This is a genomic window from Leeia aquatica, assembly GCF_012641365.1.
Taxonomy (GTDB): domain Bacteria; phylum Pseudomonadota; class Gammaproteobacteria; order Burkholderiales; family Leeiaceae; genus Leeia; species Leeia aquatica.
In genome coordinates this window covers 1,297,423-1,321,850 of the sequence record NZ_JABAIM010000001.1, presented here as the reverse complement: position 1 = coordinate 1,321,850, position 24,428 = coordinate 1,297,423, and the positions used below count along the sequence as shown (strand labels likewise).

Here is a 24,428-nt window from a genome sequence, read left to right as displayed (position 1 = left end):
CTCTCAGAGTCCAGCTGCTGGACGACGTTCCCTCAGGCATCCAGTAGCCCGCTGCGTGAGCCCAGCCAGCGTTCCAGATGGTCGGCGGCGACATCGGGCAGTTCGCGCAGCAGGCGCGGGGCGAGGTTGCGGGCGGCTTCCAGCAGATCCATATCCTGCTCCAGATCGGCGAAGCACAGCAACGGCACGCCACTTTGCCGGCTGCCCAGCAGTTCGCCGGGGCCGCGCAGGCGCAAGTCCTCACGCGCAATCTCAAAGCCATCGGTACTGCGGCGCATCAGGTCCAGCCGGGCGCTGGCCAGCTCGCCCAGTGGGGCCTGATACAGCAAGGTACAGTAGCTGGCCTTGCTGCCGCGCCCGACCCGCCCGCGCAGCTGGTGCAGCTGTGCCAGCCCCATGCGCTCGGCGTGGTCAATCACCATCAGGCTGGCGTTCGGCACATCTACCCCCACCTCGATCACGGTGGTCGCCACCAGAATATCCAGCTGGTGTTCCTTGAAGGCCAGCATCACCGCCTGCTTGTCGGCAGCGGACAGCTTGCCGTGCACCAGCCCGATGCGGAGGTCGGGCAGAACTGTGGAGAGTTCCTGGTGCGTGGCCACCGCCGTCTGCAACTGCAGCGCCTCGGATTCCTCGATCAAGGGGCACACCCAGTAGGCTTGCGCCTGTTGGCTACGGCAGGCCTCACCCACGCGTGCTACCAGTGCTTCCCGCTTGCGGTTATCCAGCAAGGTGGTGACGATGGGGGTGCGGCCGGGCGGAAGCTCATCGATCACCGACACATCCAGATCGGCAAAATAGCTCATCGCCAACGTACGTGGAATCGGAGTGGCTGACATCATCAGCTGATGCGGCGCACCGCTGCTGGCGACGCCTTTGCTGCGCAACTGCAGCCGCTGCGCCACGCCGAAGCGATGCTGCTCGTCGACCAGCAGCAGCGCCAGATTGGCAAACTGCACGCTGTCCTGAAACAGCGCGTGGGTACCCACGGCAATCTGAATCTCGCCGCTGGCGATCTCGGCCTGCATCGCCTCACGCACTTTCTTTTTCTGGCTGCCGGTCAGCCAGCCGATGCGGACACCCAGCGGCGTCAGCCATTCATCCAGCTTGCGGTAATGCTGCTCGGCCAGCAGTTCGGTCGGGGCCATGAAAGCGACTTGCATGCCATTTTCGACGGCTTGCAAGGCGGCGAGTGCCGCCACGATGGTCTTGCCGCTGCCGACGTCGCCTTGCAGCAGCCGCTGCATGGGCACCGGACGCTGCAGGTCCTGACTGATGACGTCCACCGCACGCTGTTGCGCGCCCGTCAGCTGGAACGGCAGCCGCGCCAGCAAGGGGCCACTGAGCCGTCCCTGGCTGGGCAGCACGGGGGCGGGAATGGCGCGACGGCGAGCCCGGTTGGTCAATAGGGTCAGCTGCTGCGCCAGCAGCTCGTCAAACTTTAACCGTTGCCAGGCGGGATGGTGACGTTGCAGCAAGGGGCGCAAATCGGTGCCGGGGGGCGGCTGGTGCAGCAGGCGCAGGCTGGCTTCCAGTGCGGGGAGCTGCAAGGGCTGCAACAGGCTGGCGGGCAGGGTATCGGTCAGCGGACTGTGCTTGAGCGCGAGTTCGACCAGACGCTTGAGGGTATCCTGGCCCAGCCCCTGCGTAGTCGGGTAGACCGGGGTATAGCCTTCCGGCAGCGGTGCGCCTGCTTCGACAAAGCGGGCCTTGGGATGCACCATCTCCGGGCCATAGAATCCGGTGCGCACCTCGCCGGTCAGCCGAACCCGCTTGCCGATCTGCCACTGCTTCTGCTGCGCCGGGTAGAAATTGAGAAAGCGGACCATCAGGCGACCACTGTCGTCACGTACTTCGGCCACCAGTTGCCGCCGCTGGCGAATCTGTACTTCGCTCTTGCGGATCACGCCTTCCACCACCACCACCCGATCGTGCGGGGCATCATGGATGGGGTAGCACTGCGTTTCGTCTTCGTAGCGCAGCGGCAAATGCAAGGTGAGGTCGGCAAGCCGCAGCAGGTTCAGCTTGGCCAGCTTGTCCCGCACACTGGCGGTGAATCCGGGCAGTTTGAGGAACGGGTCGGTGGTGCTCAACGGGTCACAATCGGCTTTTCGGCTGGATGGAAGTGGTCAGTCGCGACACGCACACCAGCTTGCCAGCGTCGTCGCTGATGCGAATATCCCATACATGGAGCTGGCGGCCAAGATGTAAGGGCGTACAAATGCCAGTGACCAAGCCGCTGCGCGCTGCGCGGACGTGATTGGCATTCACTTCGATGCCAACGCAGACCGACTCGGCCGGGTTGATGACACAGAAGCTGGCGAGGCTGCCCATGGTTTCGGCCAGCACCACACTGGCACCACCATGCAGCAGGCCCATCGGCTGCACGGTGCGGGTGTCAACCGGCAGGGTGGCAACCAGATAATCGTCGCCAATTTCAGTGAAGCGGATCCCCAGATGCTCGGCCAGCGTGTTTTGGCTCACGGCATGAAAAGTATCCAGCGACAGCGGTGCAAACCAGATGGCAGACATGTTTCACTCCGTAGATGAAATGAAAAAGGCGTGCCGCAGCACGCCTTTGCGAGACCGGTGCGCTTACTGCACCCGGTTCCAGGTCTGGGTGCGGCCTAGCGCCACCACCCCGATATAACCTCGTACTTCCAGCTTCTTGCCGCCTTCGGCCAGTTTGAACTGGCAGGAGTAGGTTTTGCCCTTCTTGGGGTCGAAGATCTTGCCGTCTTCCCAGCCGTCTTCGCTCTTCTTCATGCCCCACATGATGACCATGCCGAGGATGGGTTTGTCCTTGCGCTCATCCGAGCACTCGGTACACAGCGGGTTTTCATCGCCAGCCGGGCGGTTCAGCAGCTTCTCGACCTTGCCGGAAATCACGCCGCCCTGGTCGTAGAGCCGCACAATGGATTTCGGTTTCTTGGTTTCGTCGTCAATGGTTTCCCACAGGCCGATCGGTGAATTCAGGTCTACCGCAGCCTTGGGCGCGGGTGCAGCAGGGGCGACAGGCGCAGTCGGGGTGGCAGTATGGCCGGCGGTGGCAACCGTCAGCAGGGAGAGGCTGGCCAGGGCCAGCGACAGGCGGCGAATCATCACGGGAGGTTCTCCTCTTGCATTTGCAGTGTCAAGGGTTCCGGCCCGTCGTCCAGTGTCGCGGGCTTCTGGCTTGCATGCTGCTAGCTTATCGCGAGCGGCGCATGGGCTCAAGCGTTTTGTGAATGATGAATCACCATTGCTGAATCGATGCTGAACCGGCAAGTTGGCCTGCCGGTTCAGGCAGGGCATCAGCCCAGAACCAGCACGCCGTCGGCTTCGATCAGTGCGCCGCGCGGCAGCGCCGACACTTGCACCGCAGCGCGGGCCGGGAAGGGCTCCGGCACGTACTGCGCCATGATCTCGTTGACCTTGGCGAAGTTGGAGAGATCAGTCATGAACACATTGAGTTTGACCAGATTACCCAGCGAGCCACCCGCTGCTTCCGCCACTGCAGCCAGATTCTTGAACATCTGGTGAATTTGCGCTTCGATGCCTTCCACCAGCTGCATGGAGGCCGGATCCAGCGGAATCTGCCCGCTCAGGTACACAGTGTCACCCACTTTCACCGCTTGCGAATAGGTACCGATGGCTTTGGGGGCGTTGTCGGTATGAATGATGGTCTTAGCCATGTTGTCTCCTTGGGGGTTGTCAGGGTTACTTCAAACGGACTCGCAAAGCAGCCCCTTTGCCGCTGAGCGAGAATAAGCCACTGTCTGCCAGCGCCTGGGTCAGCGTGGCATAGTCATAGCTGCGGATGTTGAAATCCGGCTTCAGCTTGCGCAATTGCTGGCCAATGCTGCCGAGCAGGGCGGCGCCATCAGCACTGAGCGATTGCTGTACCGCGTGCTGTAGCAGGTCATGCAACTCCTGTTGCAGCGGGCGAGAGGCGGGCGCAGCAGCCGGTGCTTCGACTGCAGGCGCTGAAGGGGTCTCCTCGGCTGGCGCAGCGGTGGCCATGAGGGAGGACGCGGCTTCGTCGCGCCGGTTACGACCCTTGCGGCGCTTGCGCTCATCGCGGCGCTCGCCATTGGCGGCTGCGGCGGGTGTCGCATTTGGGGCACTGCTTGCGGCTGGCGTCACAGGTGTGCTCGGGCTACTGCTGTCGCGCAGACGGATGAACAGGCTTTGCCCGGCACCGTGCGCCCGCGTTTCCAGCTGGAAGTCACCAAACGATTCGATCAGTTGCCGCAGCTTGCCAAAGCCATAGTTGCGCGGGTCAAAGTCGGGCTGGCTGGCGCTGACCAGCTGACCGACCTTGCCGAGCTGCGCCCAGCCATCTTCACCGGCCGCACTTTGTGCGGCACGGGCCAGCACATCGCGAATCGGGTCGACCTGTTTTTGCTGTGGCGACTTCGGTTTTTTCTTGCTGCTACCCGGCTTGATCTCGCTGGTGGTGCTGAGGATTTCCACGTAGATGAATTTGTCGCAGGCTGACACAAAGGATTTGGGTGTCTTGCGCTCGCCAAAGCCGTACACCATCAGGCCGTCTTCGCGGATGCGGGCGGCGAGGCGGGTGAAGTCACTGTCGCTGCTGACGATGCAGAAGCCGTCAAAGCGGCGGGAGTGCAGCATGTCCATCGCATCAATGATCAGCGCGCTGTCGCTGGCATTTTTGCCGATGGTGTTGCGGTATTGCTGGATGGGCTGAATGGCGTGCTCGGCAATCACGGCGCGCCAGCCCGCCAGATTGTTGGAGGTGAAATCACCATAGATGCGCCGGGTAGTGATGCGGCCATACTGGGCAATTTCTGACAAAAGCGGGGTAATGGTGCTGATCTTGACGTTATCAGCGTCGATCAGCACGGCAAGGCGCGGGGCGTCATCTTTCATGGGCGGGATTCCGGCAAGAAGCGTTGCAACAGGCTGTTGAGGAAGCGCTGTCCACGCAAGGTGGGCGCCAAGGATTGATGATCACGGTACAGCAAGCCATCCTGTTCGGCCAGCTGCAAGGTGCGCTCGATGCGCGACAAGGGCAGGCCGGTATGGCGGGCAAACAGCTCAGTGGGTACGCCTGCGGTCAGGCGCAGCGCATTCATCATGAATTCAAACGGCAATTCGTCCAGCGTGACCTGCCGCTCTTCCTGTACCGGCGTACCGGCGGCGACCTGTTGCTGGTAGGCTGCCGGTTGCTTGTAGCGGGCCTGCCGGATAATGCGGTCCGGAAAGCTTAGCTTGCTGTGCGCGCCTGCGCCAATGCCCAGATAGTCGCCAAACTGCCAGTAGTTCAGATTGTGCTGGCAAGGGTGGCCGGGGCGGGCAAAGGCGGAGGTCTCATAGTGCTGATAGCCTGCAATTTCAAGCCGCTGCTCGATGGCTTCCTGCATGTCCGCCGACAGGTCGTCGTCCGGCAAGTCTGGCGGGTTGCGGTAGAACAGGGTATTCGGTTCCAGCGTCAGGTGGTAGCAGGAAAGATGCGGCGGTTGCCAGCCCAGCGCGGTTTCCAGATCGGCCAGCGCTTCATCCAGCGTCTGGCCGGGTAGCGCGTACATCAAATCCAGATTGAAGGTGTCGAACAGCTGTGCAGCGATGTCGACGGCCCGGCGGGCTTCGTCGGCATCGTGTACCCGGCCCAGCGCCTGCAGGTGGCGCGGGTTGAAGCTCTGGATGCCAATAGATAGCCGGTTGATGCCCGCCGCCCGGTAATCACGGAATTTCTCGATCTCGAAGGTGCCAGGGTTGGCTTCGAGTGTGACTTCGGCCTCATGCAGCAGGGGTAGCCGCGCACGCAGGTCATCCAGCAGGCGGCTCAGCCCCTGGGCCGACAGCAGGCTGGGGGTGCCGCCACCGAAGAAGATGGACACAATCCGCCGCCCCCATACCAGCGGCAAGGCCAGTTCCAGATCGCGCACCAGCGCGTCGAGGTAAGCCTTCTCCGGCAGCTCGCCACGCTTTTCGTGCGAGTTGAAATCGCAGTACGGGCACTTGCGGATGCACCACGGGATATGCACGTACAGGGAGAGCGGCGGCAGGCTCTGCAAGGACCAGTTGCTGCGCCCCACCGGCAGGGCCACCGGTGCGCTCACTGACCGGCTTCCTGATAGGGGTTGTGCAGGCTGTCGATCAGCGCGTGCAGTGCCTGCCGAATCTGGGCTTCCGTGCACTCCAGCAGTACGGCATCTTCCAGCGCGTCTTGCGCCATTTGGCGCAATTCTTCCAGGTTCTCGTTCAGCACCTTGATTTTCTCGACACAGGATACCGGACTACCGTCCGCCTTGTGCCAGATCGGGGGGGTAAAGCTCACCATGCTTCTTCCTGCAAGTGTTGCAACAAGGCCCGCAGCGCCCGGCCACGGTGCGAATGCTGATTTTTCTGCTCGCGGCTCAGGCGCGCTGAGGTGCAGCCGAGCTCGGCTACCCAGAACAGGGGGTCGTAGCCAAAGCCGTGTTCACCGTCTGCCGCCTGGGCAATCTCGCCGCGCCAGATGCCCTCACACAGGATGGGGCGGGGGTCGTTGGTGTGGCGCACCAGGGCCAGGATGCAGTAGAAATAGGCACGGCGGTCACTGACACCGTTCAACGCCTCCAGCAGTCGGGCATTGTTGCGGGCGTCTGACTTGGGTTCACCGGCATAACGCGCAGACCAGACGCCCGGCGCATTGCCCAGCGCCTGTACGCACAGGCCGGAGTCGTCCGCCAGCGCGGGCTTGCCGCTCAGCTGGCTGGCGTGGCGCGCCTTAGCCAGCGCATTTTCCACAAACGTGGCGTGGGGCTCTTCCGCCCCCGGAATGCCCAGCTCTCCTTGCGGGATGATCTGCAGGTCAAGCGGGGCCAGCAATTGCCGGAATTCGGCCAGCTTGCCCGCGTTGTCGCTGGCCAGCACCAGCATCGGACGTTCAGACACGGTCTACCTTGCATCATGGGGTGAAATAGAGCTGCCATTCTACCTGCTTGTGTCGCGGCTGGCTGCTCTTGACGATTGACGGCGGAGGCGCACAATTACGGCCATGGACCCCGCCTTTGCCGACGACTACGATCAACGCCCGATGACACTGCATACCGTGTCATTGACAGCCAAGCTGCTGCAGGCGCAGGGAATTGCGGTATCGGCCTTGCTCTCGGGCAGCCGGGTGAGTGAGTCGGATCTGCAAACGCCAGCCGCCATGATCACGCAAGGGCAGGAGCTGACCATTTTCGCCAATGCCTTGCGCTTGAGTCAGGATACCGTCATCGGTTTGCGCATTGGCCGCAACATGCATGTGTCGAGCTACGGGGCGCTCGGCTATGCCATGCTGGTCAGCCCGACGCTGCGCGATGCCTTGCGCTGTGCCTTGGCTTTTCCCGGCCTGCTGGGCAGTTTCTTTGAACTGAACCTGCTTGAGGACGGAGAGCTTGCCGCCCTGGTGGCGGGCCCGCACCATGCGCGCGCCGCGCTCTACCCCCTTAACGCGGACATGTGCCTGGCCTCGTTGTGGGCCATTATTGGTGATGTGCTGGGGCGCGCCACGGAGGCCAGTGCGGTGAGCTTGCGCTTCCCCAGACCGGAGCATGCCCCGGCCTATTTGTCCTGCTTTGGTGTCATGCCTGTCTTTGAGGCCGCATGTGATGCGGTGTGGTTTCCGCGTGAATGGCTGTCACAGCCGCTGCCACTGGCGGAGCCGGTCAGCCATTACATGGCGGTGCAGCAGTGCGAGCGTTTGCAACAGGAGTGGCAGCAGGTGCAAGGCAGCCGCTTGCTGGCGCGCGTGCTGCATTTGCTGCGCAGTAACCCGGCGCATTATGGTCAGCTGGAGGTACTGGCTAAATCCCTGTGCATGTCGGAGCGCACGTTGCGGCGACGGCTACTGGCCGAAGGGGTGCATTTCCAGCAGGTGCTGGACCGGGTACGCTGTCAGATGGCAGTGGACTATCTGGAGCGAACCCGTTTACCGATTGCCGAGGTGGCCGAGCGGCTGGGCTATAGTGAGACCGCCAGCTTTCGCCATGCCTTCCGCCGCTGGACCGGACGTTGCCCGAGTGACTGGCGGTCTGCGCCGCCTGCGCATGCTGCAACGCAGTAACGGTTGGCCGAAATGATCCCCTGGCTGACCGCATTCACGCTGACAGTCAGTGCACGGTCACGGTTCACAATAGCGTCACACAAGGGGGAGGTGGAGGATGGACTGTCCCGTAGCCGCAATCCAGATGGCCGCTGGTTCATGGCAATCCACAGACAATATTGCTACCGCTGAACGACTGGTGCGACAGGCCGCCGCCCAAGGCGCACAGGTGGTGCTGTTGCCGGAGCTGTTTGAGTTACCCTACTTTTGTACCGACCAGGATGCGGCCCATCTGCGGCTGGCGCAGCCCATGGCGGGTCACCCCACCCTTCAACGCTTCTCCAGGCTGGCGGCAGAATTGCAGCTGGTGATGCCCATCAGTTTCTTTGAGCGGGCAGGGCAGGTCTACTACAACAGCATTGCCATGCTGGATGCCGACGGACAGGTCCTCGGTGTCTATCGCAAAACCCATATCCCGGATGGGCCGGGCTACAACGAAAAATTCTACTTCACGCCTGGCGATACCGGTTTCAAGGTATGGCATACCCGCTATGGCCGTATTGGGGTCGGTATCTGCTGGGACCAATGGTTTCCGGAAGCCGCACGCATCATGGCCTTGCAAGGGGCTGAGCTGTTGCTGTATCCGACCGCCATTGGCAGCGAGCCACAAGACCCGGCGCTGGACTCTTCCGCACATTGGCAGCGGGTGATGCAGGGCCATGCAGCCGCCAACGTGATACCGGTCATCGCCGCCAACCGCATTGGCGTGGAGCAGGGGCAGCGCTTTTCTCAGCGTTACTATGGCTCATCTTTCCTGACTGATGAGACAGGCGCGCTGCTGGTCAGTGCCGGGCAGGAAGATGAACGGGTGCTGCTGCAAACCTACGACCTGCGTGCCATTGAACGCCGCCGCCATGCCTGGGGCCTGTTCCGTGATCGCCGGCCACAATGTTATGGCGGCATCCTCAGCAGTGATGGCATGCGGGAGATTGAGCATGCACGCTGAGCTGGCGCACGCTACACTGAACCCTGCTACCTCACAGGATATGTGCATGACCGCTACCCGGACGGCGATTGACATTGACCAGGTCTGCATGGCCTTTGCCCAAGGCGCGCTGGCGCTGGACAAGGTTTCTCTGGGCATACGCGAGAACGAGTTTTTTACCCTGCTGGGGCCCTCCGGCTGTGGCAAAACCACTTTGCTGCGGCTGATTGCGGGCTTCGAGCAACCGACTTCGGGCGACATTCGGCTTCATGGCACCTCACTGGTGGGTACCTTGCCGTTCAAGCGCCCCATCAATACCGTGTTTCAAAGCTATGCGCTGTTCCCGCATCTGACGGTGGCACAGAACGTGGCCTTCGGGCTGGAGGTGCAGCGCCAATCCACTGCAGCGATTCAGCAGACGGTGGCGGAGATGCTGGCGCTGGTCAAGCTCGAAGGCATGGCGTCGCGCAAACCGGCGCAGCTTTCGGGCGGGCAGCAGCAGCGGGTCGCACTGGCACGCGCATTGGCCAACCGCCCCAAGGTGCTGTTGCTGGATGAGTCCCTCTCTGCGCTCGACCTCAAGCTGCGCAAGGAGATGCAGGTTGAGCTCAAGCGTCTGCAGCGTGAAACCGGCATCACTTTCCTGTTTGTTACTCACGATCAGGAAGAGGCGCTGACCATGTCCGACCGCATTGCGGTGATGAGCGGCGGCAAGGTGCAGCAGGTGGGCAGCCCGACCGAAATCTATGATCACCCGGCCAACCGGTTCGTGGCCCGTTTCATTGGCGACATCAATCTGCTGCCTGCGACGGTGACCTCCGACGGCTACCAGCTGGGTGAAGGTGTATGGCTGCCTGCCGCGGCTGCCCAGCCCGTTGGCCAGGCGGTGACGCTGGCGGTGCGCCCGGAGCGGATGCGGGTGAATGCACCCGGTGATGGCCTTGCCGCCACGGTGCAGGAGGTGGTCTACCTGGGGACCGATACGCTGTATCAGCTGACGCTGGAGGGCGGGCATCCCTGTCAGGTGCGGATGCAGAACGACCGGGGAGCACAGCAACGCTGGCAACGTGGCGACCGCGTCGGGCTGGTGCTGGATCCGACGGCCGTACAAGTGCTGGAGGATTGAGCATGCGTACCTCGCGTTGGTCGCGCCCCTTGCTGCTGTCCCCGACGGTACTCACCCTGTTTGTGTTCATGGTGCTGCCGATGGGGCTGATGGCGTGGATGTCCATCATGGCGCCCGACACGTTTGGCGGGGTGAAATGGGGTCAATACAGTGCCGAAGGTTATGTTCAGTTTCTGTACGAACGCGATCTGGACGACCAGCTGGTATTGAACGGTGATTACCTGCAGATTTTCCTGCGCAGCTTCCTGCTGGCCGGGATGGCGACCCTGGCGACCCTGCTGATTGGCCTGCCCACGGCGCTGTATATCGCGCTGCAGGAAGAGCGGGCGCGTAACCGGCTGATCTTTCTGATCTCGATCCCGTTCTGGACCAACCTGCTGGTTCGGGCCTTTGCCTGGATGCTGCTGTTGCGCAACGGCGGGCTGATTGACAGCCTGCGCCCGCTGCTGGGGCTGCCTGACGGGGTGCTGGGGGTGCTGTATACGCCGACGGCGGTAGGCATTGTGATGGTCTATGCCTTCCTGCCCTTCATGATCCTGCCGATTTATACCAGCCTGGAAAAGATGGACTGGCGACTGGTGGAGGCGGCGTTTGATCTGGGTGCCAACCGCTGGCTGGCGTTTCGTCGGGTGATCCTGCCTCTGGCCATGCCGGGCATCGTGGCAGGCTGCATGCTGGTGTTCATCCCCGCCATTGGTTCGTACTACATTCCAGAGCTGGTGGGGGGGGGCAAGCAGCTGATGATTGGTAACCTGATCCAGAACCAGTTTGGTACAGCGCGAAACTGGCCATTCGGTGCGGCCTTGTCCTTTACCCTGCTGCTGATGGTGCTGCTGGCCATGCTGGCGTATCAGTGGCGCTTCCGCCGCCACACGGAGGCCGCATGAACCCGCATAACCCGCTCTGGCGTTTCCGTGGCGTGCGCAGCTTGGCCTGGTTGACGCTGGTTTATCTGTACCTGCCGATCGTGGTACTGATTGCACTGTCTTTCAACGCCAATCGGGTGGCGACGATCTGGACCGGCTTCTCCTGGCAATGGTATGGCGTGGTGTTTGATGACCCCAACATCCTGCGTGCAGCGCGTAATTCCTTCCTGATTGCCACCAGCGCCACCCTGATTGCCACCACCTTTGCCACCCTGGCGGCGCTGGCGATGTCGTCGGGCCGCTTCCGTGGGCAGGGGCTGGTGCAGGCCATGCTGGGCTTGCCGATGCTGGCGCCGGAAATCGTCACTGCGGTCGCTTCCCTGCTGCTGTTTCTGGCGCTGGGGCTGGAGCTGGGCATGCTCACCGTGCTGATTGCACATACCGTGTTCTGCATTCCCTTTGCCTACCTGCCGATCCGTGCCCGGCTGGAAGGCATGGACCCGCGCTTGTTTGAGGCTGCTGCAGACCTGTATGCCACGCCACAACGTACGTTCTGGCGGGTGACGTTTCCGCTGTTGCTGCCGGGCATTCTTTCCGGTGCGATGCTGGCCTTCATCGTGTCGCTGGACGATTACGTGATTACCTCGTTTGTGGCAGGGGCGGGCAGCACCACGCTGCCGGTACATATCTATGGCATGGTGCGACGGGGCATTTCACCAGAGGTGAATGCGCTGTCGGCACTGATGTTGCTGGTATCCATGGGGTTTGTGGTGTTGTCCTGGTTGCTGGGGCGCAAGAAACCCTGAGACTTTGCATCACATCAAGGAGAGCAAGCATGAAGTGGCGTCATCTGGCTTTGGTGGTGGCATTGGGCATGAGCGGCGTGGCCCGAGCAGGTGGGGAGCTGAACCTGTACAACTGGTCGGACTACATTCCGCTCGATTTGCTGAAGAAGTTCGAGAAAGATACCGGCATCAAGGTCAACCTGGATGTGTATGACAGCAATGAAACCCTGCTGGCCAAGCTCAAGGCCGGTGCCAAGGGCTACGACGTGATTGTGCCCAGCGACTATATGGTGAAGATCATGATCACCGAGAAGCTGCTGGAGAAGATTGACGTCAACAAGATGCCGAACTTCAAGAATGTGACGGCACCCCTGAACAAACCCGTATTTGACCCAAGCCGCAGCTATACCGCGCCCTATATGTGGGGGGTCACCGGCTTTACCTACGATTCCACCCGGGTGCCAGGCGGCAAACTGGAGGACAGCTGGAAGAGCTTCTTTGAACCGCCCGCTGCCATGAAGGGGCAGATGGTGGCCCTCAATGATGTCAATGAGCTGTTCGTTGCCGCTTCGCTGTACCTCAAGGTCGACCAGTGCACCGAAGATCCCAAGGAAGCACAGAAGGTGCTGGACCTGTTGTTGAAACAGAAGCCGATGCTGGCGATGTACAACTCGGACGGCACCATTGAGCGCATGCAGGCCAAGGAAGTGATCCTGCACCATCAATGGAACGGCGCGGCGCACCGCACCAAGGAAAAGCTGAAGTCGGCTGTGTTCGTCTACCCGAAGGAAGGGATGTCGTTCTGGAACGATAACTTCGCCATTCCGGTTGGGGCCAAGAACAAGGACAACGCGCTCAAGTTCATCAACTGGATGATGGCCCCGGAAAACATTGCGCTGGCTTCCAACTTTACTGGCTACAACAATGCCATCCAGGGCTCTGACAAATTCCTGCTGCCGGCCCTGCGTGATGACCCGGCTGTGAACACGCCTGCCGCTTACCGTAGCCGCTTTGTGCCCAACAAGCTGTGTTCCACCAAGGCCATGGCCCTGCGCGACAAGGTGTGGACCAAGCTGAAAAAATAAGGTGACACCTTCCTGACGCCCGGATATCCGGGCTGCTGCCCCCGCACAAGACAGGGGGCGGCCCCTTGTTTTGCCGGAGTTTTAGCCATGTTGACGATTTACAGTGACAGCCATCGCCTGCATCACGGCCAGGCTGAGTTGATCGATGGAGAGATGAGGCCCTGCTTTGAGATGCCCAGCCGTGCCGACATGGTGTTGGCGCGGGTGCAGGCGGTCGGGCTGGGTGAGGTGCGCCCCCCGCAAGCGTTTGGTCTGGAGCCCGTGTTGCGGGTGCACGACGCGGGCTTTGTACAATTTCTGCAATCGGCTTGGCAGCGCTGGTCTGCGGCAGGTCGCAGCCATGATGCCTTGCCACTGGTGTGGCCGGTACGCCGCTTGCGTACTGATCGGATCCCGCAGGATATCGACGGTTTGCTGGGTTACTATGCGATGGATGCCGGGGTACCGATCACCGCAGGTACCTGGGAGGCCGTGTGGCAGAGTGCGCAAGTCGCCATGACCGGCGCACAGCTGCTGCAACAGGGTGAGCGGGCCGCCTTTGCCCTGTGCCGCCCACCCGGACACCATGCCGCCCGTGACTATATGGGTGGCTACTGTTATCTCAACAACGCCGCCATCGCCGTGCAGATGCTGCGTGACCAAGGTGCGGAGCGGGTGGCGGTGCTGGATGTGGATTATCACCACGGCAACGGCACCCAGGATATCTTCTACAGGCGCAACGATGTGCTGGTGGCCTCGATTCATGGCGACCCACGGGTGGAGTATCCCTACTTTCTGGGCTATGCCGATGAAATCGGCGCGGGGGAGGGCGAGGGCTACAACGCTAATTTCCCCTTGCCGCACGGCACCGTCTGGGCCGCTTACCAGCAGGCGCTGCAAGCAGCGTGTGAGCGTGTTCGCCAGTTTGCACCAGACGCCCTGGTGGTGTCGCTGGGGGTGGATACTTATCAGGAGGATCCGATCAGCCAGTTCAAGCTGAGCTCGCCAGACTACCTGCGGATGGGGGAGCACATCGGAGGACTGGGTTGCCCGACCCTGTTCGTGATGGAGGGCGGGTATGCCGTGGAAGAAATCGGCATCAATGCGGTGAATGTGCTGCAGGGCTTTGAGTCTGCGCAAGCCTGAAAAGCATACACCCCGCCAGGGCGGGGTGTATGCAGGGCAAGACGGGCCGTTTACATATTGGGGTAGTTCGGGCCGCCGCCACCTTCCGGCACTACCCAGTTGATGTTCTGGGTGGGATCCTTGATGTCACAGGTCTTGCAGTGCACGCAGTTCTGCGCGTTGATTTGCAGGCGCGGGTTGCTGCCATCGTCGGCGCGTACGATTTCGTACACTCCCGCCGGGCAATAGCGCTGTTCCGGCGCATCATAACGGGCCAGATTGATGCTGATGGGGACGGATGCGTCTTTCAGCGTCAGGTGACAGGGCTGGTCTTCCTCGTGATTGGTGTTGGAGAGGAAGACGGAGGAGAGGCGGTCGAAAGACAGCTTGCCATCCGGTTTCGGGTAGGCTATTGGCTCGCACTCATCCTTGCCTTTCAGCTTGGCATGGTCTGGCGTGCTGTTGTGCAGCGTCCAAGGAGCCTTGCCACCAAACAGCTTCAGGTCCATTCCGGCCATCAGCGTACCCAGCCACAAGCCGCCCTTGCTCATCCACGGCTTGAAGTTACGGGCGCGATGCAGTTCATCGTGCAGCCAGCTACCCTCAAAGCGGGTGGTGTAAGCGCTCAGTTCGTCATGTGCGCGGTCGGCTCCCAAGGCTTCAAATGCGGCTTCTGCGGCCAGCATGCCACTCTTGATTGCGGCGTGGCTACCCTTGATGCGCGGCACATTCAGGAAACCGGCATTGTCACCCACCAGCGCACCGCCGGGGAAGGTCAGCTTCGGCAGCGCCTGCAAGCCCCCGGTGACGATGGCACGGGCACCATAGGAAAGGCGACGGCCCCCTTCGAGAAACTGACGGATTTCCGGGTGATGCTTGTAGCGCTGGAATTCTTCAAACGGGCTCAGATAAGGATTGCTGTAACCCAGTCCCACCACCAGCCCCACCACCACCTGATTGTTCTCGGCGTGGTAGAGGAAGCTGCCGCCATAGGTATCGCTGCCCAGTGGCCAGCCGGCAGTGTGTACCACCAGACCTTGCTTGTGCTTGGCCGGGTCGATGTCCCACAGTTCCTTGATGCCGATGCTGTAGCTCTGCGCATCACGGCCATCGTCCAGCTGGTAGTGCTGGATCAGCTGCTTGCCGAGGTGGCCACGACAGCCTTCAGCGAACAGGGTGTACTTGCCACGCAGCTCCATGCCCGGGGTGTATTCACCCTTCTGGCTGCCGTCACGCGCCACGCCCATGTCGCCGGTAATCACCCCGCGCACGATCTGGCGCTCTTCGTCCCACAGCACCTGTGAGGCGGTAAAGCCGGGGAAAATTTCCACGCCCAGCGCTTCGGCTTGTTGGGCCAGCCAGCGATTGACATTACCCAGGCTGACGATGTAATTGCCTTCATTGTGCAGGGTTTTGGGCAGCAGCCAGTTGGGTGCGCGGGTGGCACCGGTTTCGCTGAGGAAGAGGAAGCGGTCTTCCGTGACTGGCACATTCAGGGGGGCGCCCTGGGCTTTCCAGTCCGGGATCAGTTCGGTCAGGGCTTGCGGATCCATCACCGCACCAGACAGGGTGTGCGCTCCGATTTCGGAGCCTTTTTCCAGCACCACTACTGATAGCTCGCGGCCTGCTTCATTGGCCAGCTGCTTGAGCCGGATCGCCGCCGACAGGCCCGCAGGCCCTCCGCCGACGATCACGACGTCGTAATCCATGTATTCGCGTTCCATGTCTCGGTCCCTTTTCACCCTTGCCCGGGCGCTGTCGCGGCCCCGGTGTCATGAATAGTAAACTATAGTTCACAATTGGCGGAAGTGTATCGCAAGTTTACCGCTTTTTCGAGCGCTTGCTAGTCATTCCACGGAAATAATGTTGCCCTGCAGCACTGGATGAAGATCAGCTGGGCTTGGCAACAAAGGGAGGGGTGCGCCCCTGCAGGGCATCCAGCTCGATCAGCTCGTGATCTGTGTGGTTCAGCAAAGTAGCATCCTGCATCCCTTGGTCAGACAGCACGGACTGGTGATGGGCGGAGCTGATCCAGCGGCGGTTGCCTTGCAGGTCGGTCAGTTCCACTTGCCCGTAGCAGGTGCAGAAATAGGTGCCGCCCGGTTGGGTTTCCATATAGATGCCGGTGCCGCGTATGCCGGCGGTCAGGGTCGGGGTGCGCAGGGTTTTGTTACCGCGCCCGAACGAGGCGAGTACGCCGCCACTGAACAGGCGCAGCACGCCGACCACCAGCCCGTCATCGCTGGCAGGGGTCAGCTGCAGGCGGGTATGGGCACGCAGCAGGTAGGCATCCTTGCCGAGCACCACCTGTGCGGAACTGTCGGAGCCGGTACGCAAGACATCGCCCACCTTGACCGGGCTGCCCAGCTGGGCAGGCTGATCGTTGATCCACAGCTCGCCTTGCAGACGCCGTACAGTGTCGGTGCTGGCGGCCAGAGACAACTGCGGCAAGACTGCAAGCAGGGTGGCAGCGCTACCCCACTGCAGATAACGGCGGCGATATGGCGAGGCAACAGACATGACAGGCTCCAGCGAAGTCTTCTGCCAGTTTAGTCGTTCGCCAGCGCTTTTGCTGACATGGTTTGCCGCGCCAGCAGCACCACCGCCAGTAGCACCAGCGCGCCCCCCAGCCACTGCATGGGCTGTAGTCGCTCGCCCAGCAGCAGATAGCCGAGCGCAATGGTGACTACCGGCTCGAACGTGGACACAATCGCCGAGGGGCCTGCCCCGGCGCGTGCCATCCCGGCCAGGAACAGGGTGATCGCCAGCACGGTGCCAAACACGGCCAGCCCCAGAATGCCCAGCCAGCCCGAGGCGTGACTGGGCCACTGCCAGCCTTGCAGCGTGGCCAGCAGCGTGTTGCTGATGGCGGCCCCACACAGGATCAGCCAGCCAGACAGTAGCGCGTCGCCCCGCAAGCGGCTGCCACACAGAATATACACGGCATAGCACAGTGCCGAAGCCAGCCCCAGTGCCACGCCCAGCGTCGAGCCTTGCACTGGACCCGACAGCATCAGCAGGGTGCCACCGAATGCCGGGATCAGCAGGAGACCGCGCTGCCAGCTGAGCGGCTCCCAGCGCAGCATGGCGGAAAACAGCACCACCAGGATCGGGTAGACATAGAGCAACAGGGCTACCAGCCCGCTACTGGCATGCTGCAAGGCGGTGAAATAGCTTTGTGCTTGCAGGGTATACAACACGCCGCCCATCAGCATGTACGCCAGCGCCTGCCGCCGGTCTGGCCACTGCGCGCGTCTTTGGTAGACCCAGGGCAACAGCAGGGTGATGGCTACCAGAAAACGCTGCGCCAGCAGGCTGGTGGCGTTGACGCCATCCTGATAGGCGAGGTGGGCCAGCAACGGAATGCAGCCAAAGCCTGCGGAAGAAATCAGGATCAGCAACAGGCCAAAGGCGGGTGTGTGGCGATTCGGCATGACAGTTTGATGGCAGTGGTCAGGATGAACCGCAGTCTAGCGGGCTTGCCAGCGGTGTCGCAAAGCGATAGTTTGTGTGCTCAGGCATTAAAATTTGGGGGCTATGTGCAGGGACCGCCATTAACCGCGATCCGGGTATTTGTTGTCGCTGCGGAGTCGGGAGGTTTCCAGCAGGCGGGGCGGCAATTGCATTTGTCCGCTGGAGCGGTGGCGCATCAGGTCCGGCAGCTGGAACTTTGGCTGGGAAGTGCCCTGTTTGAACGCTTGCCGCGTGGCGTGATGCTGACCGAAGCGGGCAGCCAGCTGGCCAGCCAATGGCGCCCTTTGCTGTCACAGCTGGAGGCGGTGGCGCAACAGCACCGCGAGCAGCAAGGGGCGTCGCATCAAGTGTCGTTGACGCTGGTGCCCTCGCTGGCCAGCAGCTGGTTGATGCCCCGGCTGGAGGATTTCCGACGGCAGCACCCGAGGATCGAGCTGAACCTGCTGGCCAGCATTCCGTCGGAAGACCTGCAGCGCGAGGGGATCGACATCGCGATTCGGCTTGGTACAGGCCCTTGGCCTGCGCTCGCCCATGAACCGCTGATGCCGGAGTGGTATCTGGCGGTGGCCCCCCCGGCCTTGCTGCGCAGCTTGTCATTGCAGCAGACCGAGAGCTGGCCCTTGCTGTTTGACCGCTTTGAATCCAGGCTGCCTGAGCAGCTGGACTGGCCGCGCTGGTTTGCCCTGCAGCAACTGCCGGAAGGGCGGCGGCTGGGTTCGACCTTCTCGCATACCTATCTGACGCTGGAGGCAGCGCGGCATGGGCAAGGCGTAGCCATTGCGCCGCTGCCGCATTTACTGGATGATCTGCAATCGGGGCGACTACAGGCTTTGCCGTATCCTGCCCTGTGCGGCCCCTACGCCTATCATTTGTTGTGGCGCAAGGAGGTGGCACACCGTCCGGCGGTACAGGCGGTGTGCGACTGGCTGCGCCAGCAGGCCAGGGCCTGCCAGACACCACCAGCCATCCAGGAGGGGCTATGCGGGTAGCCGTCACCCGTTCCGGCGCAGCACAGCAGGCGTGGTTTGAGACCACCGCGATCACGGCTTTGCCCTGCAATGATGCAGTGGCGCTGCAGCACTGGCTGGCACAATCCCGTCAGGGCATCATTGTTCGCCTGGGTGATGAGGACTGGTTGCAGCCCAGTCTGGCCTTGCAGTCCTGCATGGTGGTTGATGCGCGTCACTGCTGGTTCGAACAGGTGATCCACGATGCGGCAGCGTTTACGGAGGCGGGGGTGGCTTATCTCAGCCAGTTGCCTCCCGATCCGCTGTGGGCAGGCTGGCCGCTGGCCTGGGGTGGGCCCACCGCGCAAGTGCGGCAGCTGGAGGCGGGTTTGCAGCGCTGCGGAATGACCCGACCAGGCTGGCAGGCCGGGCCGGTGGGGAGCAGCCACTTCATGTGGGTGGTGCTGGAGACCTTGCGCTATCGCTGGCTGAGCCAATGGCAGCGCTGGCTGACTGGCGAACCGCTACCTTCGATCGAGCAATGGCAAGCCTTGCTGCAGGCGGATCAGCAATTGTATGGCTGGTTGCAGCAAGTGGCGGCTCGCTACGCGGCGTGTGCGCCCAAGGACGTGGTGACCGAGGTGGACTTTGCGGCGATGCTGGCCGGATGGTGCCAGGCGCTGGCACCGCTGGCCAGCGCCGGACACCCCGGCTAACCCAGAAGCGGCTTAGAACAACTGAATGATCGGCCAGCCTTCTTGCTCGGCCAGCACCTTCAGGCGTGCATCCGGATTGGTGGCAACCGGATGGCTGGCATGGCGTAGCAGGGGCAGGTCGTTCATCGAATCACTGTAGAAGTGAATCGCTGCAAAGCTGTCCCAGTTTAGCCCCATGTCTTGCAGCCACATTTCACTGCGGGTGACCTTGCCTTCGCGGAAGGTCGGGATGCCGACCCAGCCCCCGGTATACGCGCCGTCTTCCTGACCATTGGCGGTTTCCAGTGTGATCGCCAGCAGGTGTTTCACGCCGAATTCACGTGCAATCGGGCGGGTGACGAAGTCAATGGTGGCGGTGACGATGCCACACAGGTGCCCTGCGTCCAGATGCTGCTGTACCAGCTGGCGTGCTTCTGCGGTGATTTGCGGGCGCACCACGGCATCCATGAAGCGTTCATGCCACTGGTCCAGTTCAGTGCGGCTGTAGTTGGCCAGCGGAGCGGCGAAGTAGCGCAGGTAGGCATCCATGTCCAGCGTACCGGCTACATAGTCTTCCTGAAACTGGTCCAGTCGGGCCGCAAAACCTTCTGGCGCCATATCTTGCTGCATCATGTAACGGCCCCATTCCTGGGAGCTGTCAAACGGGATCAGCGTATGGTCAAGGTCAAACAAAGCAAGTTCAGTCATGGGCGTCTCTCGCCATCCCGCCTCGCAGCGGGATGGGCAGTCAGGCAGCGGGTGCGTCTTCCAGCACCAGCAGGTTGTCGTAAGAGAAATTCAGCTTGATGGCATCGCCCGGCCGCGGCAGCGGCTGATGCGGATCATTGAACAGGTCAAAGCTGACGGTCTGGCTAGCGATACGAGCACGAATACGCACCACGGCGCCCAGGAAGTTGACGTCTTCTACTGTTGCTGCCAGCGTATTGCGGCCATCGCCACCTTCGCCCAGACGGACCGATTCCGGACGCAGTGCCAGGGTCAGGGCGGATGCCGCTGATTTGGGCAGGCGACTGGTGGTCAGTGTTACCCCATCCAGCTGCACTTTACCGGTGCTGGCATCCACCAGCTGCCCCGCCCACTGATTAAGGGTACCCACAAAGGAAGCGACGAAACGGGTGCGGGGATAGTTGTAGATGTCGAACGGGGTGCCGATCTGTTCGGCGCGGCCTTCGTTCATCACCACGATACGGTCGGAGATGGAGAGGGCTTCTTCCTGATCGTGCGTCACGAAAATGGAGGTGATGCCCAGCTTGCGCTGCAGCGAGCGAATTTCGTCGCGCAGGGACACGCGAATCTTGGCATCCAGCGCGGACAGCGGCTCATCCAGCAGCAGCAGCTTGGGTTCACCCGCCAGCGCGCGTGCCAGCGCCACCCGCTGCTGCTGGCCACCGGAGAGCTGCCAGGGGTAGCGATCGGCCAGCTGCGGCAGCTTGATCAGCTGCAGCATTTCGTCCACCCGCTGGCGGATGTCCGCTGCCGATTTCTTGGCGATCTTCAGGCTGAAGCCGATGTTTTCACGCACCGTCATGTTGGGGAACAGGGCGTAGGCCTGGAACACCATGCCGATGTCGCGCTGATTGGGGCGCAAGCGGGTCACGTCCAGATCATTCATGCAGATCTGGCCGCTGCTGGGGGTCTCAAAGCCCGCTACCATGCGCAGGATGGTGGTCTTGCCGCAGCCGGACGGTCCGAGGAAGGTGACAAACTCACCTTGCTCAATATTCATGTTGAAATCGTGCACCACGGTGTGGGTGCCGAACGCTTTTTTCAGGTGATTGATTTCGAGAAAGGCCATGTCAGTATTCCACTCTCAGTGTGTATTGGCTCAGTGGCCTTGTTCTGCCTTGCTGCGCAGGGCGCCAGCGTTGCGTGAAAACACCTGGATCAGCCCCATCGAGGCCCAGGTAATCATGAAGGCGATGATGGCCAGCGCCGACGGCTCATAGGCGCGGTTGGCGCCGATCAGCTGCAGGTAAGGGCCAAAGGCCGGGCGGCTCAGCAGGCTGGCCATGGTGAACTCCCCGATGACGACGGCAAAGGTCAGGAAGGCACCGGACAGGATGGCCGACTTGATGTTGGGGAAAATCACCCGGAACAGGATGGTGGTCCAGCCTGCACCCAGACTCTCTGCCGCTTCCGTCAGCGAGCGTACGTCAATGGCCCGTAGCCCGGTGTCGATCGAGCGGTACATATAGGGCAGCGACAGGGTGACGTAACTGCACAGCAACAGGATGTCGGTGGCGCGCTCGCTGCTGGTCATCGGCAGGATGGAGCTGCTGTTGTACATGCGCAGATAGCCAAACACGATCACGATGGCCGGGATCACCAGCGGCAGCAGGGTGATGAACTCCACCACCGGACGCGCCTTGGGCAGACGCAAGGTCACCCAGTAGGCGGTGGGCACTACCAGCAGCACGCCTACCACGATGGTCAGCAAGGCCAGCAGGGTAGAGTAGCCAAAGGTGGCCTGGAACTGTGGATCGGTAAATACCGCCACATAGGCATCAAAGCTGTACTCATCGCGTCGCATCTTCAGGCTGAAGATGAAGGTCGCCAGCAGGGGCACAAAGAAATACAGGGTGCCGATGATGATGGCGATCCAGGCGCCGATACGGTTCTGTTTCATTTGCGACCCCTTTCAGAGCGCGAGCGCAGCCAGATGTAGCCGGCGTTCGACAGGCCGGTGATGATCACCATGCCCATGGCTAGCGCGTAGCCCAGGTTGGGGTCATGCAGCACGTCGCCACGAATCTGTGCATACAGCTGGATGGTGATGATGTTGAGCGAACTGCCGGTCAGCGCATAGGCGGTGGCAATGGCACCAAAGGCATTGGCGAACAGCAGCAGGGTAGAGCCCATGATGCTGGGCCACAGCACCGGCAGGCCGATGTAGCGCCAGTAATGGAAACTGGAGCCCCCCAGGCTGTCACAGGCTTCGCGCCATTCCTTGCGCAGGCCTTCGATGGCCGGGCTGATGATCAGCACCATCAGCGGAATCTGGAAGTACAGGTAGGTCAGCGTCAGCCCGGTGAAGCTGAGAATGCTGAAACCGGTGCCATACAGGTCAAAATCCAGATAGTCGCGCGCCAGTACCGTCACCAAGCCCATGCGGCCCAGGGTGGCGAGGAAAGCAAACGCCAGCGGTACCCCGGCAAAGTTGGACGCCACGCCACTGAAGGTCATCAACGTGGGGCGAATCCAGCCTGGCAAACGGCCCTGAATGGCCGCCCAGGCCATCAGCACACCGATGATGCCGCCAAAGAAGGCAGATGCCGCACTGATCTGGATGCTCAACCAATAAGCATTCAGGATGTTTTCCTGAAACAGGTTGCGCATGTTTTGCAGCGTAAAGTGACCCTGGGCATCCTGAAAGGCACCGACCAGCAGCAAACTGGTGGGCAGGATCAGGAACAGCAGGGCAAACAGCAGGAAGGGCGCAACGCCCAGCCAGTTCAGCCAGCTGCGGTCTGCAACAGACGCAGCGGGACCAGCAACCCGAGAGGTATCGGCCATGATGTCAGCCTTGTGTGAGGCGGTGATACACAGACAGCACCCCCTGCCACCCGGGCGGGTGGCAGGGAGGCACTGCAAGGCAGGATGTTACTTGACGGCAGCGCCGACCACTTGATCCCACTGCTTGGTGATGGCGGCCTTGTAGGCTTCCTGCTGTTCCAGCGTCGGGAACAGCGCACCCTTGTAAGCAGCAGCCGGCGGCAGCTTGGCCAGCAGGTCAGCAGGGATCTTCTTGCGGGCAGCCAGATCGTTGAAGCGGATCGGGTGGCAGTAGCCCTTCAGCCATGCAACCTGGCCTTCATCCGAATACAGATGCTCCATCCACAGCTTGGCGGCGTTCGGGTGCGGTGCATAGGCGCTGATGGCCTGTACGTACACACCTGCTACCACGCCGGTCTTCGGGATCACCACGGCGACCTTCGGGTTACCCTTCAGGGTGTCGCGGTCAGCCAGAGCGTTGTAGTCCCAGCGGATGATGATCGGAGTGGTGCCTTGGGCCAGCGAGGCGGCCTTGCCGATCACCGGTACGAAGTTGCCGTTCTTGTTCAGTTGGGCAAAGAACTTCAGACCGGCATCGCCAGCCTTGCTCACGTCACCCTTGGCTTGCGACAGGCCTGCAGCGAACACGCCCTGGATGGCCTGGTTGGCGGTACGCGGATCTCCCGCCAGTGCCACGGCATTCTTGTATTCCGGCTTCAGCAGGTCGGACCAGTCTTTCGGCACGTTCTTGATGATGTCGGTGTTCACCTGGAAAGCCAGCACGCCGTAGTAGTCGCCATACCAGAAGCCGTCGGCATCCTTGGCGGAAGCCGGGATGCTGTTCCAGGTGCTGACCTTGTACGGTTGAATCAGGCCGGCAGCCTTGGCTTGCGGGCCGAAGGACAGACCCACGTCGATCACGTCCGGTGCTTGCGGACCCTTGTTGTCCTTGTTCGCCTTGATGGCTTCGATTTCATCGCCGGAGCCTGCGTCCGGGTTCAGTTCATTCACCTTCAGACCATACTTGGCCTTGAAGCTGCTGATCACTTCGCCATAGCCACACCAGTCGTGCGGCAGTGCGATCACGGTGAGTTCACCTTCTGCCTTGGCCGCGGCCACCAGCTTGGCAGGTGCCTCAGCCTGTGCGGCGCCGATTGCCCCGATGGCTGCTGCCAGCAGCGTGACCTTGATGCCCATCTTGCTCATGTTCCTGATCCTCTCTTTAGTTTTTCACGAAAAACAGACCCGACTGCAACTGCAACCTGTGATTCTGAGTTCGCTCCACCGGAATGCGCCGGCAGTGCCATCAACCCGCAACCCTGAGGCTGCATTGGGTGAGTACCTGTTTCTTTTCGATCAACCTGGCATGCCATCCGCGTGTCATGAAAAAGCAGACAAGCGCAGCATGATGGGCATGACGCGAAAGCGTCCATTGTTGCCAAGTTTTGCGACAGATTTGTGACAGCGATGTTGTTTTAACAAAATTTCAGGTGCGAAATCACACATTATCACGTCAGCTTATGGTGCTGCATAAGCGCTGGCGATGATGCCAAAAAACCAGAGGGCGAATTCTGTCTGCACACGACGCAAAATGGTCAAATCCAGACGCTCAAAACGGCGGCCGTGGCCGCGGTGTGACACAAACAAGTACGTCAAATGAATTTTCGGGAACGAACTTTAGCCCTTGCCGCACCCGCTGCAGGCCACTGGCCATGCGCCACGGGTATGACTGCGCGAAACGGGTACCCTCAGGCGACTGCACCGTCAGGTCGCGTGAGGGTGCGTTCACATTACAATCAGGTTACTACATTGTGGCGGGCTAACAGAA

26 protein-coding genes are annotated in these 24,428 nt (G+C 61.5%); 10 read left to right on the top strand and 16 right to left on the bottom strand.

All coding sequences use genetic code 11. The annotated features are described in order from the left end of the window. Window positions 1-32 precede the first annotated feature (32 nt). The 8 genes from recG to rdgB all read right to left on the bottom strand — a co-directional run bounded on the left by recG (window position 33) and on the right by rdgB (window position 6,870). Entirely contained in the window at window positions 33-2,093 is a 2,061-nt protein-coding gene (recG, locus tag HF682_RS06835; RefSeq protein WP_168876450.1) for an ATP-dependent DNA helicase RecG, read from the bottom strand. A gap of 4 nt (window positions 2,094-2,097) precedes the next feature. Then, window positions 2,098-2,532: a hotdog fold thioesterase gene (locus HF682_RS06830; RefSeq protein ID WP_168876449.1), complete on the bottom strand. Its 435-nt coding sequence runs from the start codon at window positions 2,530-2,532 to the stop codon at window positions 2,098-2,100. Window positions 2,533-2,595: 63 nt separating this feature from the next. Beyond that, window positions 2,596-3,102, bottom strand: a complete 507-nt coding sequence (locus tag HF682_RS06825; RefSeq protein ID WP_168876944.1) for a DUF2147 domain-containing protein — start codon at window positions 3,100-3,102, stop codon at window positions 2,596-2,598. Window positions 3,103-3,293: 191 nt separating this feature from the next. Then, entirely contained in the window at window positions 3,294-3,674 is a 381-nt protein-coding gene (gene ridA / locus HF682_RS06820) for a deaminase RidA (RefSeq protein WP_168876448.1), read from the bottom strand. Between the two features lie 25 nt (window positions 3,675-3,699). Then, window positions 3,700-4,875 carry an NYN domain-containing protein gene (locus HF682_RS06815; RefSeq protein ID WP_168876447.1) on the bottom strand — a complete coding sequence of 392 codons (1,176 nt, stop codon included), beginning with the start codon at window positions 4,873-4,875 and terminating at the stop codon, window positions 3,700-3,702. Then, complete coding sequence (gene hemW, locus HF682_RS06810) at window positions 4,872-6,056, bottom strand: radical SAM family heme chaperone HemW (protein ID WP_308418714.1); 1,185 nt, start codon at window positions 6,054-6,056, stop codon at window positions 4,872-4,874. Before hemW ends, HF682_RS06815 begins: the two co-directional genes overlap by 4 nt. A gap of 8 nt (window positions 6,057-6,064) precedes the next feature. Continuing rightward, a complete protein-coding gene (locus HF682_RS17800) occupies window positions 6,065-6,289 on the bottom strand; it encodes a hypothetical protein (RefSeq protein WP_168876445.1) in 225 nt (74 codons plus the stop codon). After that, a complete protein-coding gene (gene rdgB / locus HF682_RS06800) occupies window positions 6,283-6,870 on the bottom strand; it encodes an RdgB/HAM1 family non-canonical purine NTP pyrophosphatase (protein ID WP_168876943.1) in 588 nt (195 codons plus the stop codon). Before rdgB ends, HF682_RS17800 begins: the two co-directional genes overlap by 7 nt. A gap of 118 nt (window positions 6,871-6,988) precedes the next feature. On the opposite strand from rdgB, the gene HF682_RS06795 reads away from it, so the two are divergent. The 7 genes from HF682_RS06795 to HF682_RS06765 all read left to right on the top strand — a co-directional run bounded on the left by HF682_RS06795 (window position 6,989) and on the right by HF682_RS06765 (window position 13,992). Then, window positions 6,989-8,041, top strand: coding sequence for an AraC family transcriptional regulator (locus HF682_RS06795; protein WP_168876444.1), 1,053 nt, complete (start codon window positions 6,989-6,991; stop codon window positions 8,039-8,041). Window positions 8,042-8,138: 97 nt separating this feature from the next. Next, window positions 8,139-9,026 (top strand): N-carbamoylputrescine amidase, encoded by an 888-nt coding sequence (gene aguB / locus HF682_RS06790; protein WP_168876443.1) that lies wholly within the window; start codon window positions 8,139-8,141, stop codon window positions 9,024-9,026. 46 nt (window positions 9,027-9,072) lie between these two features. Further along, window positions 9,073-10,131: an ABC transporter ATP-binding protein gene (locus HF682_RS06785; RefSeq protein ID WP_168876442.1), complete on the top strand. Its 1,059-nt coding sequence runs from the start codon at window positions 9,073-9,075 to the stop codon at window positions 10,129-10,131. A gap of 2 nt (window positions 10,132-10,133) precedes the next feature. Next, the gene (locus tag HF682_RS06780; protein ID WP_168876441.1) at window positions 10,134-11,018 is read left to right on the top strand and encodes an ABC transporter permease; all 885 of its coding nucleotides are present in this window, start codon (window positions 10,134-10,136) and stop codon (window positions 11,016-11,018) included. Then, window positions 11,015-11,803, top strand: a complete 789-nt coding sequence (locus HF682_RS06775) for an ABC transporter permease (protein WP_168876440.1) — start codon at window positions 11,015-11,017, stop codon at window positions 11,801-11,803. The genes HF682_RS06780 and HF682_RS06775 overlap by 4 nt, the downstream gene beginning before the upstream one ends. Window positions 11,804-11,832: 29 nt before the next feature. After that, entirely contained in the window at window positions 11,833-12,867 is a 1,035-nt protein-coding gene (locus HF682_RS06770; protein ID WP_168876439.1) for an extracellular solute-binding protein, read from the top strand. A gap of 87 nt (window positions 12,868-12,954) precedes the next feature. After that, on the top strand, window positions 12,955-13,992 hold the full coding sequence (locus HF682_RS06765) for a histone deacetylase family protein (protein WP_168876438.1): 1,038 nt from the start codon (window positions 12,955-12,957) through the stop codon (window positions 13,990-13,992). 50 nt (window positions 13,993-14,042) lie between these two features. Here the strand turns inward: HF682_RS06765 and HF682_RS06760 are convergent, their stop codons facing one another. The 3 genes from HF682_RS06760 to HF682_RS06750 form a co-directional block, all read right to left on the bottom strand. Next, window positions 14,043-15,713, bottom strand: coding sequence for an electron transfer flavoprotein-ubiquinone oxidoreductase (locus tag HF682_RS06760; protein WP_308418703.1), 1,671 nt, complete (start codon window positions 15,711-15,713; stop codon window positions 14,043-14,045). A gap of 148 nt (window positions 15,714-15,861) precedes the next feature. Next, on the bottom strand, window positions 15,862-16,491 hold the full coding sequence (locus HF682_RS06755) for a FecR family protein (protein WP_168876436.1): 630 nt from the start codon (window positions 16,489-16,491) through the stop codon (window positions 15,862-15,864). Window positions 16,492-16,520: 29 nt separating this feature from the next. Next, window positions 16,521-17,405 carry a DMT family transporter gene (locus tag HF682_RS06750; protein ID WP_168876435.1) on the bottom strand — a complete coding sequence of 295 codons (885 nt, stop codon included), beginning with the start codon at window positions 17,403-17,405 and terminating at the stop codon, window positions 16,521-16,523. A 24-nt stretch (window positions 17,406-17,429) separates the two neighbouring features. On the opposite strand from HF682_RS06750, the gene HF682_RS06745 reads away from it, so the two are divergent. Both HF682_RS06745 and HF682_RS06740 read left to right on the top strand, forming a co-directional pair. Continuing rightward, window positions 17,430-18,434 carry a LysR substrate-binding domain-containing protein gene (locus tag HF682_RS06745; protein WP_168876434.1) on the top strand — a complete coding sequence of 335 codons (1,005 nt, stop codon included), beginning with the start codon at window positions 17,430-17,432 and terminating at the stop codon, window positions 18,432-18,434. After that, complete coding sequence (locus HF682_RS06740) at window positions 18,425-19,108, top strand: hypothetical protein (RefSeq protein ID WP_168876433.1); 684 nt, start codon at window positions 18,425-18,427, stop codon at window positions 19,106-19,108. The genes HF682_RS06745 and HF682_RS06740 overlap by 10 nt, the downstream gene beginning before the upstream one ends. Before the next feature lie 12 nt (window positions 19,109-19,120). On the opposite strand, the gene HF682_RS06735 is transcribed toward HF682_RS06740, so the two are convergent. The 5 genes from HF682_RS06735 to HF682_RS06715 all read right to left on the bottom strand — a co-directional run bounded on the left by HF682_RS06735 (window position 19,121) and on the right by HF682_RS06715 (window position 23,806). After that, window positions 19,121-19,795 (bottom strand): HAD family hydrolase, encoded by a 675-nt coding sequence (locus HF682_RS06735; RefSeq protein WP_168876432.1) that lies wholly within the window; start codon window positions 19,793-19,795, stop codon window positions 19,121-19,123. Window positions 19,796-19,835: 40 nt separating this feature from the next. Next, complete coding sequence (locus HF682_RS06730; RefSeq protein ID WP_168876431.1) at window positions 19,836-20,903, bottom strand: ABC transporter ATP-binding protein; 1,068 nt, start codon at window positions 20,901-20,903, stop codon at window positions 19,836-19,838. A gap of 30 nt (window positions 20,904-20,933) precedes the next feature. Continuing rightward, on the bottom strand, window positions 20,934-21,734 hold the full coding sequence (locus HF682_RS06725) for an ABC transporter permease (RefSeq protein ID WP_168876430.1): 801 nt from the start codon (window positions 21,732-21,734) through the stop codon (window positions 20,934-20,936). Then, on the bottom strand, window positions 21,731-22,621 hold the full coding sequence (locus tag HF682_RS06720; protein WP_168876429.1) for an ABC transporter permease: 891 nt from the start codon (window positions 22,619-22,621) through the stop codon (window positions 21,731-21,733). The genes HF682_RS06725 and HF682_RS06720 overlap by 4 nt, the downstream gene beginning before the upstream one ends. 87 nt (window positions 22,622-22,708) lie before the next feature. Further along, a complete protein-coding gene (locus tag HF682_RS06715) occupies window positions 22,709-23,806 on the bottom strand; it encodes an ABC transporter substrate-binding protein (protein WP_168876428.1) in 1,098 nt (365 codons plus the stop codon). On the opposite strand from HF682_RS06715, the gene HF682_RS06710 reads away from it, so the two are divergent. Continuing rightward, the gene (locus tag HF682_RS06710; RefSeq protein ID WP_168876427.1) at window positions 23,805-24,062 is read left to right on the top strand and encodes a hypothetical protein; all 258 of its coding nucleotides are present in this window, start codon (window positions 23,805-23,807) and stop codon (window positions 24,060-24,062) included. The two genes, HF682_RS06715 and HF682_RS06710, sit on opposite strands and share 2 nt — an antisense overlap. The last annotated feature ends 366 nt before the right edge of the window (window positions 24,063-24,428 follow it).